Origin of the sequence: Kangiella sp., assembly GCF_014762745.1 — a bacterium.
GTDB lineage: Bacteria > Pseudomonadota > Gammaproteobacteria > Enterobacterales > Kangiellaceae > Kangiella.
On sequence record NZ_JABURJ010000046.1, the window covers coordinates 1 to 8,735 of the forward strand.

At 46.9% G+C, this 8,735-nt stretch carries 10 protein-coding genes and 1 other RNA gene; 6 read left to right on the top strand and 5 right to left on the bottom strand.

Annotated elements, in window-relative coordinates; translation table 11 throughout:
* The 5 genes from HUJ19_RS02945 to zapB all read right to left on the bottom strand — a co-directional run.
* The coding region (locus HUJ19_RS02945) for an EVE domain-containing protein (RefSeq protein ID WP_290622198.1) at positions 1 to 203 on the bottom strand (203 nt) is incomplete at its 3' end.
* 463 nt (positions 204 to 666) lie between these two features.
* Positions 667 to 1,299: a 5-formyltetrahydrofolate cyclo-ligase gene (locus HUJ19_RS02950; protein WP_290622199.1), complete on the bottom strand. Its 633-nt coding sequence runs from the start codon at positions 1,297 to 1,299 to the stop codon at positions 667 to 669.
* 12 nt (positions 1,300 to 1,311) lie between these two features.
* Positions 1,312 to 1,491: non-coding RNA, 6S RNA (gene ssrS, locus HUJ19_RS02955), on the bottom strand.
* Between the two features lie 154 nt (positions 1,492 to 1,645).
* Positions 1,646 to 1,972 carry a cell division protein ZapA gene (locus HUJ19_RS02960; protein WP_018623783.1) on the bottom strand — a complete coding sequence of 109 codons (327 nt, stop codon included), beginning with the start codon at positions 1,970 to 1,972 and terminating at the stop codon, positions 1,646 to 1,648.
* Positions 1,973 to 1,998: 26 nt separating this feature from the next.
* A complete protein-coding gene (gene zapB, locus HUJ19_RS02965) occupies positions 1,999 to 2,196 on the bottom strand; it encodes a cell division protein ZapB (protein ID WP_018623784.1) in 198 nt (65 codons plus the stop codon).
* A 197-nt stretch (positions 2,197 to 2,393) separates the two neighbouring features.
* Here zapB and HUJ19_RS02970 point away from each other — a divergent pair, with 197 nt between their 5' ends.
* Genes HUJ19_RS02970 through HUJ19_RS02995 form a run of 6 tightly spaced genes read left to right on the top strand, consistent with a single transcriptional unit; the run spans position 2,394 to position 8,582 of the window.
* The gene (locus HUJ19_RS02970; protein ID WP_290622200.1) at positions 2,394 to 2,945 is read left to right on the top strand and encodes a UPF0149 family protein; all 552 of its coding nucleotides are present in this window, start codon (positions 2,394 to 2,396) and stop codon (positions 2,943 to 2,945) included.
* A 42-nt stretch (positions 2,946 to 2,987) separates the two neighbouring features.
* Positions 2,988 to 4,304 carry a Xaa-Pro aminopeptidase gene (gene pepP / locus HUJ19_RS02975; protein ID WP_290622201.1) on the top strand — a complete coding sequence of 439 codons (1,317 nt, stop codon included), beginning with the start codon at positions 2,988 to 2,990 and terminating at the stop codon, positions 4,302 to 4,304.
* A 13-nt stretch (positions 4,305 to 4,317) separates the two neighbouring features.
* The gene (ubiH, locus tag HUJ19_RS02980) at positions 4,318 to 5,556 is read left to right on the top strand and encodes a 2-octaprenyl-6-methoxyphenyl hydroxylase (RefSeq protein ID WP_290622202.1); all 1,239 of its coding nucleotides are present in this window, start codon (positions 4,318 to 4,320) and stop codon (positions 5,554 to 5,556) included.
* A complete protein-coding gene (locus tag HUJ19_RS02985) occupies positions 5,546 to 6,511 on the top strand; it encodes a hypothetical protein (protein WP_290622203.1) in 966 nt (321 codons plus the stop codon). Before ubiH ends, HUJ19_RS02985 begins: the two co-directional genes overlap by 11 nt.
* 51 nt (positions 6,512 to 6,562) lie before the next feature.
* Entirely contained in the window at positions 6,563 to 7,408 is an 846-nt protein-coding gene (locus tag HUJ19_RS02990) for a hypothetical protein (RefSeq protein WP_290622204.1), read from the top strand.
* Entirely contained in the window at positions 7,389 to 8,582 is a 1,194-nt protein-coding gene (locus HUJ19_RS02995) for a UbiH/UbiF/VisC/COQ6 family ubiquinone biosynthesis hydroxylase (RefSeq protein WP_290622205.1), read from the top strand. The genes HUJ19_RS02990 and HUJ19_RS02995 overlap by 20 nt, the downstream gene beginning before the upstream one ends.
* The last annotated feature ends 153 nt before the right edge of the window (positions 8,583 to 8,735 follow it).

An 8,735-nucleotide genomic window follows, 5' to 3' on the forward strand; every position in this document is an offset into this window, starting at 1 on the left:
ACTTCCATGATGCCTACGATTGCTGGAGGTTTGCAGTTTGAGTGGTAGAAGAAAACCTTATCGCCTTTTTTCATTTCATCACGCATCATGTTGCGCGCCTGATAATTGCGAACGCCATCCCAGTGATCTGTTTTATTGGGCAGGGCTTTGAGGTGTTCAATGCCGAAAACATCCGGCTCAGACTTCATTAACCAATACTTCATAGTGCTCTAGGCTTGTTGGTGACTAAAGCGCAAAGTATAAAGCATGGGCTAAAAAATTGTTAGTTATGGCTGGGTTTTGGGTGTGATTTATACTGTTAGCGTTAGGTATATCAATTATCTAGATATTATTTGTCAGCCAAGTGTTTCGCTACTCAGCGAATTACTTTCTCTTGAGTGGCCAAGAGAAAGTAATCAAAGAGAAGGCCACCCCGAGATTGAGGTTTCGCTTTGCTCAACTCTCTTCGTCGCCACCAAGTCACTTAACGCACCGTAAAATACGTTCCATCTCCCTAAAGGGATTTCCTTCGGTCACCTACCCGAATTTTACTATTCAAAACGTCCTGTTTTGAATTGCTATGCCATGGTTGCTACTCAGCTCAATCTAAGGGGGCTGGAGTGTATGTATCCGGAATAATATTTGTATCAGACGAGGTACTAAACTTTATGACAAGCTCTTATGGGGCTAGTGGTTCGGTGCTGGATTAATGCTTGTCTTAGACTTGCGTTCAAACACGCGGTAGTGGCTGGGGGTGATGACTGCGTCCATCTGGATATCCCATTTTTCCTGGGGAATGTCACGAACCTGTTGCAGGTTATAGGCTAGGCCGATGAGTTTGGGCTGTTCGTGTTTGGGGATGTTGGCCAGTACTGTGTCGTAATAGCCACCGCCCATTCCAAGGCGGTTGCCTTTGAGGTCAAAGGCTACCAGCGGCATGAAGATGATATCCAGTTCGCTTGGGCGAACCGCTTTGCTGGTTGGGGCTGTTGGTTCCAGGATGCCAAAGGCGCCTTCTTTGACCGACTCTTTGCCGGTATAAGGCAGAAACCACATGCCTCGCTTTTTATTCGGATAGATTTTGGGCACGTAACATTTTTTTCCCAGCTTGAGAGCATATTCAATCATAGGTAAACAGCTGATTTCGCCGCGAGTAGGCAGATAGAAAGCAATGGTTTCGTGGTCTTCAATCAGTGTGGCCTGAGAGGCATGGCCAAGAAGGGCAAGCGCTGCGCGCTCCATAAAGGGTTTAGTCAGCGTTAAGCGTTCATGCTTAATTCTGGTTCTTAGATAATGTTTTTGAGCAACTGCTTCGTTCATTGCGTCTAAATATAAAACCCCGGACTGCCGTTGTAGGTAATAGCCCATGAACCCAAAGGTTCAGGGGGGAGTCCATATAGAAGATCAGGCTTTCCGGTCGAAGCGGACTTGCGCAACACTTCCATTGAGGAGTCCCAATTAAAGTATTATCGGCTCGAGGACGGTCGCTACTGACGAACAGTCCAGGAAGAGCCATTGTAACATAGACCCTGGTCGATGTTTCAAGTTTAGCTGGGTCCTTCCGGGCGTCAGTTGGCTATAAAGGCGCTAACTGTCTGACACTTCTAACAAAAGTTAAAAGCAAATTTGCGTTCCTGCTCGTTTGAGAATGCTGTGCTACAAAATATTAAGAATCCGTGAGTTCTATTTGCTCACTGTGTTTTAAAGCCTGGTCTATTTTCTGACTCATGTGGCTTAGCCTTTGCTCAATTTCGTTAGCTTCGTCACTATCGAGCGTAGGCGTATTGATTAACTCATAGCTTAAGTTCAGTGCAGCCATCACGGCGATTCTTTCAAGACCAAGCACCTTGCCCGATTCACGGATCTCTTTCATGCGCTTGTCCAAAAAGCTCGCGGCCTGTAAAAGCTTCTGATGTTCGCTTTCAGGACTGGCGACCTGGAACTCTTTCCCCAAAATGGTAATGTTTATGGGTGTAACTTTTGGTTTTGCCATATTGTTATAAAAACCTTAAATGCAATCTACATCGACTTCAGTCGAGAGATCATAATATCAATCTGCTTGCGTGCAGTTTCATTTTTGCTGTGCAGACGATCACGCTCATTACGCAACTCATTAACCTGTTGGCGTAACTGATTGTTCTCGAGATTGATCTTCTCGAAGCGCGCTAACAAGGCGTTGATCTTATCTTCTAGTTTCTCTAATTGACCTTGTGTCATAGTGAGTTACCCGATTTTGTTAAAGCACACTATAAAGTCAAGCCGGTTTTTGGTCAATGTTTAATCAGCTTGACTTGTGATGCTGCTACCACCTTTTTATCCAATAATTCTCAGCCGCTAGTGTTGGGTTTTAGCCGCCTGGCGAGTTAAACTATGGGCCAGCAACCGAAATTACAAGATGAAAAGCGTTTAACTTAATGAATTATTTAGAAATTAATGAGTTCTGCCAGAAATTTCTGCCGGATCTTTCTGGAGCTGAACTGGCTGGCATGTTGCATGGATTGGTAGGACACGGCTTTGTGCCCGAAGCGGGGCGCTGGCCCCAGCAGATGAGTGATTTTTTGGCCAATGGTGAGCCGCTGGGGCAGCAGGCAGAAGATGAGCTGGAGCAGATCATCGCCTTTACTCAGAAAGACTATCAACCCGAATCCTACTCAATTGACTTGCTCATTCCTGAGGATGACTACCCGATTGACCAGCGGGCGCAGGCACTTGGCGAGTGGTGTCAGGGCTATCTGACCGGCTACGGTTTAATCAAGCAGGAGAAAGAGCTGGAAGGCGATGCCAAAGAAGCCTTAAGAGATTTGAGCGAGATCGCCAGGATAGATCTTTCTATCGAGGATGAAGATCCCGAAGAACTGGAGTCGGCCTTCATGACCATTTCCGAGCATGTGAAAATGTCGGCGCAGATTATCTTTACTGCTAACCAGGCCACACCTTCGGCGCCACAGAATAAGAACATTCATTAGGATTCACACACCCGAGCCAACACACGCTTAACAGGATATTGGATGCAAGCAATCAACTTTGCCGCACGACGAAAAAAACTGATGCAATGGATGGGTCCCAATTCTATTGCCATTTTTCCTTCTGCCACCGAAAAAGTGCGCAGTCATGATGTGCACTACCCTTTTCGACAGGACAATGATTTCTGGTATCTGACTGGCTTTAATGAACCGGAAGCAGTTGCCGTACTGATCCCTGGCCGCAAGCATGGCGAGTTTATCCTGTTTAATCGCGAGAAAGACGTGACCCAGGAAATCTGGCACGGCAAGCGTCTTGGGCAGGAAGGTGTGGTGGAGCAGCTTGGAGCGGATGACGCTTTTCCGATATCCGACATTGATGACATCCTGCCGGGCCTGATGGAAGGCAAGGAGCGAATCTACTTTGCCTTTGGCGCGCATCCTGAGTTTGATCAACATATTATGGAATGGCGCAGTCAGCTGCAGTCGCAGTCGGTGCGTGGCTCGGAGCCACCGGGCGAGCTGGTTGATTTGCGTCACCATCTGCATGATATGCGGCTGATAAAATCATCTGCTGAAATTCAGCGTATGCGCCATGCGGCCAAAACAGCTGCCAAGGCTCATGTTGAACTCATGAAGGCTTGCACACCCGGCAAAACCGAAATGCAGATGGAAGCCGTACTGCATTATCATTATGTGCAGGGCGGTTGCCGTTACCCTGCCTATCCGTCCATCGTCGCCGGTGGTGATAACGCAAACATCCTGCATTATGTAGAAAATGCCGATGAACTGCATGATGGTGATTTACTGTTGGTGGATGCCGGCTGTGAGTTTGAGCATTATGCTGCGGACATTACCCGCACCATTCCGGTCAATGGTCAGTATTCTAAGGAGCAGGCCCAACTCTATGATATCGTGCTGGAAGCGCAATTAGCAGCCATTGAAATGATCAAGCCGGGCAACCACTGGGCGCAGATTCATGACAAGGCGGTGGAAGTCATTACCAAGGGCCTGGTGGATTTAAAGATTTTGAAAGGTGAGGTTAAAGAGTTAATCAAGCGCGGCGCTTACCGTGATTTTTACATGCACAAAACCGGACACTGGATTGGCCTCGATGTGCATGATGTGGGCGACTATCAGGTGCATGGCCAGCCTAGAGTGCTGGAGCCGGGCATGGTGCTGACAGTTGAGCCTGCATTGTATATTGGCAAAGACAACACCAAGGCAGCAAAGAAATGGCGCGGCATTGGTATTCGTATTGAAGACGATGTGGTGGTGACGCGCGACGGTTACGACATTCTGTCAAAAGGCGTGCCGAAAACACGTGAAGAGATTGAACAGTTAATGGCGCAAGCCAGACAATAGGAAATCAAAACTTGTGAAAAGCTATCCGGTGGTGATTATTGGCGGTGGTATGGCTGGAGCCAGTCTGGCTCTGGCGTTGGCTAATATAGGCATCGAAAACGCAGTCTTTGAAGCCGTTGCACCTGAAACCAATGCCCAGCCTGGTTTTGATGACAGAACCGTGGCCTTGTCAGCAGCCTCCTTGAATATTTTAAATAAGCTGGGACTGGAAAAAGATCTCTCCTCAGTAGCGGCTCCGATCAAGACCATTCATGTATCCGATCAGGGCCATTGCGGCTTTGCCCGAATTAGCGCCCAGGAATGTGATGTGCCAGCGCTGGGCGCAGTGATTGAAAACTGGCAACTGGGTCAGGCGCTCAATCAGGCTATCAGCAAACAGCCACTGATTGATTATCACGCACCAGCCAAAGTGGTGGATATTGAGCAGTCGGCAGATGAAGCAACTTTGAGAATCGAGCTGGACAGTGGCACGCAACAAGTCAAAGCAGGTTTGGTGGTGCTGGCCGATGGTGCGCGCTCACCGCTTCGTCAGCAGCTGCATATTGACGCTCAGATCAATGATTATCATAAATCTGCCATAGTCTGTAACCTGACCACCCAGCTACCTCATCAGAATTGTGCCTACGAGCGCTTTACCAAAGATGGCCCACTAGCCCTGTTACCGCTAACCAAAGGTCGGATGGCGCTGGTCTGGTCAAAACCAACCAAAGAAGCTCAGTCGTTAATTGAACTGGATGAAACTGAGTTTGCTAAAAAGCTTGAAGAAGCCTTCGGTGCACGCCTTGGCAGGATCACAAAGGTGGGATCCAGAAAATCTTTTCCGCTCATTCAGTTAAAAGCTGAAATCCTTTTTCGCGGTCGCTGCGTTTTAATAGGTAATGCGGCGCAATCGTTGCATCCGATTGCCGGTCAGGGCTTCAATCTGGGTCTGCGCGATGTGGCAGATTTAACCGAGCTGTTGGTAGCCGCTAAACAAAAGGCAGGCAAAGATCCTCAAGCTTTGATGCAGGCCGTGGGCTCCCATCAGTTATTGCGGCAGTATCAGCAGAAAAGAAGCCCTGATCGTGAGCAGACCCTATGGGTTACCGAATCATTGGCGCGGCTGTTCAGTAATCCCTGGTTGCCGCTGTCAATCAGTCGCAATTTATTGTTAAAGGCAATGGATGTGGCGCCTGTCGCTAAAGGATTGTTTGCCAGTCAGGCAATGGGTTTTGGATTTAATAATAGTCAAATGGCGAGTCATGAAGAATAAAATCATTATATCTTTGATGTTAGTGCTGGTGGTGATTTTGGCGACGTTAACCTGGCGCAGCATTTCTCGAGATAGTGTTGAGGATAGTGTTAAAACAGTTGGCCAGCAGCAACCGGTAGTACAAGCTAGCGATAGCCAAAATAGCAAAACAGTTGATGAAGTTGAAAAGAGCAGTGATAACAATCTGACCAATGACTCGAAGGAACAGCAATTGGTTGATAGTGAAACAAAACCGGCTGCTGACAATGCTGAAGAACAGCCAGAAGATAAGCTTTGCGAGTTGGTATCAAAGTATGATGATTGGCAGAAATCAGGCTCGGGTTATAACTCGCAGAAGCTAGTCGATGAAATCAGAGGCTGGGGCAACACACGCGGTTATTTTGAAATGGAATATAACGGTAGTGGTATGGAGATCAAAAAGACCTCCGATTATGACTACTATGAAACTGAAGACCTGAAACAGATGGCGGATGCGGGCGATTCGATTGCCAATGTTAAAATGGCTTATCGCTTGTTTCTGCAAGGCGACCCTGCTTCGTTGGAAGAAGCTCAGCCTTATTGTGAGAGAGCGATTGTCGATGGCTATTCTGCAATGCACCGCTGCAAAACCACTTTTCTTAACCACCTGTTAACACATCATGAAAATCAGGAAGAGCCCGAGATCGATCGCATTGAGGAACTGCATATTGAAATTCAGGCCTGGCAAAAGATGTATGAGTTAAGAAACGATCCATTGGGAGAATTATTTACTACTCAATTTGCGACTGAAGTAGAAGGTGTTGAAATTAGTGATGAAGAGATTGAATCAAAAGCTCAGACGCTTTATGCAGACTTAGTCAGGCAACGAAACAATTTAGGACTGGGTGAATTTGATAGTGAACCTGCACCGGACATCATCACATACGCAGTAGAAAATAATATTCAGGAAGGCGAAGTTGCCAAATGTTTCGAGTAGGCATTTGAATAAACGCAATTAACAAAAAGAATGCAGTGAGTTGAAAAACAGATGAAAGCACAAACAGACGTTCTAAATTTTCAACATACAGCAACGGGTGTTCTGCTCTGTTTGTGCACAATGCTGGTTAATGCAAAACACGTTGAGCCTGATTATACCAAGCAATCGCAAGCGGCATCGGAGGAACTGTGTGAAGCTGTAAAATACTATGATGACTGGGAGCTTTACCATGACCAGTGGGTATCAGAGATTTTTGATTTTGAGCGTTTTCAGTGGCGAGCCAGCAAAGGTTATCCGGTCAAAGAGTCGAAATTTTATGAGAGAACGGATTACGACAAGTATTCGACAGAAACCCTGATGCGTCTGGCTCAGGAAGGCGATAAGGCAGCCAACCTGGAGCTGGCCCAGCGCCATTATTATTTTCGTTCGGGCAAGGTCAGCGATGCGGAACATTTCTGTTATATGGCAGTGGTAGATGGTTTTAGTGCCATGACCAGCTGCGTGATCAGTAGCTACGGTGAAAAGATTGCCAGGCAGATGGCAAAGGACAAAGGCCAGTCTTCTGAACATCAGCTACGGCTCAGGCTCAAGCTACTTGCCTGGACCGAAATCACTGAGGATTTTGATGATATCTTTGCTCAACAGTTTGCAGAAATATTAAAGCCGGGCTATCAACGTAATGATATCACTGATGCCATGATTGACGCCGCAGCCGAAGACATTCGCGACCAGCTGAAGCTGGCGCGACAGGAGCGCAAGCAATACAAAGAGACGCTGAGATTTGATGTTAAGCAGAAGATGCCAGAATTATGGCGTATATTGGAACAGAATAAACTGGAAGAGCAGGTCATAAATAGCTGCTTTATAGAGAATGAGTATGCAACAGAGTATCCCTGATTATGATCTGATCATTGTTGGTGGCGGTATGGTTGGTCTGGCACTGGCTGCTCGGCTGGCGCAGAGTCAACTGAAAATTGCCATTATTGATCCCAAACCTGTGGAAATGAGCTGGGATAAAAGCGACTATGATTTACGGGTCAGCGCCATCACTCGAGCCAGTCAGAAGTTGCTCGATGAGGTTAGCGCATGGAGCTTTATTGAGCAGGATGAAAAAACCGCCTACCAAAGAATGTATGTGTGGGACGGCGAAGCCAGTCGCGGCAAGATTGAGTTTGATGCCAACCTTTTGGCTGAACCCAACCTTGGCCATATTATCGAAAACCGCGTGCTTCGTCGCAGCCTGTTCCAGGCCATAAAGCCCTATCGAAATATTGAATTCCTGTCGCCACAAAAATGCGCCCAGGTTTCCTATCAGGCGGAGCAGGCGATAATTGAACTGGCTGATGGTAAAAATATTTCAGCGAAATTACTGGTCGCTGCCGATGGCGCCATGTCATGGTTGAGAAAAAACAGTGGTATCGAAACTAAGCAAAAACCTTATGGCCATAAAGCCATTGTAGCCACCATAAAAACTGAAAAGCCGCATCAAGAAACCGCCTGGCAGCGTTTTGACCATAATGGCCCGTTAGCCTTCTTACCACTGACTGATGAGCATCACTGCTCCATCGTCTGGTCTGTTAAAAGCGACTATGCCGATCAACTGATGGCCTTAGATGACAAAGAATTTTTGCAGCGACTTGAGCAGACGTTTGAAAACACACTTGGACAATGCTTAGAGACCAGCCAGCGAGTGGCATTTCCATTAATTGAGCGCACTGCTGAATGCTTGGTCAAAGATCGGGTCGCCTTAATTGGCGATGCCGCACATACCATCCATCCTTTAGCTGGCCAAGGCGTTAATCTGGGTTTTAGCGATGTGGAAGAGCTGGCGCAAGTGATCGAAAAGAGTAATGGCAAGCAACTGGACATCGGCCTCAAAAGTAACCTGCGACCCTACGAGCGTGCCCGCAAAGGCGAGATATTTATGATGCAAAAAGCCATGCAGGGCTTTAAATTGCTTTTTGAACAGGATATGCCATTAATACAGATGACGCGTAGTTATGGTTTGGCACTGACTAATCAGCATCCATTACTGAAGCAACAACTGATTAAACAGGCGATGGGATTGTAAGGGTTGTATACCTTTATAATTTCCTAGACTGAAAGTTGAGATGAAAATGTTTGTCCTTTTCTTTGCTCGTCCAAAGAAAAGGACGAAAAGAAAAGACGTGTAATGTCAAGAACATGGGTAACAGTTTAGTCCAAATACATGGGTTACACTTTC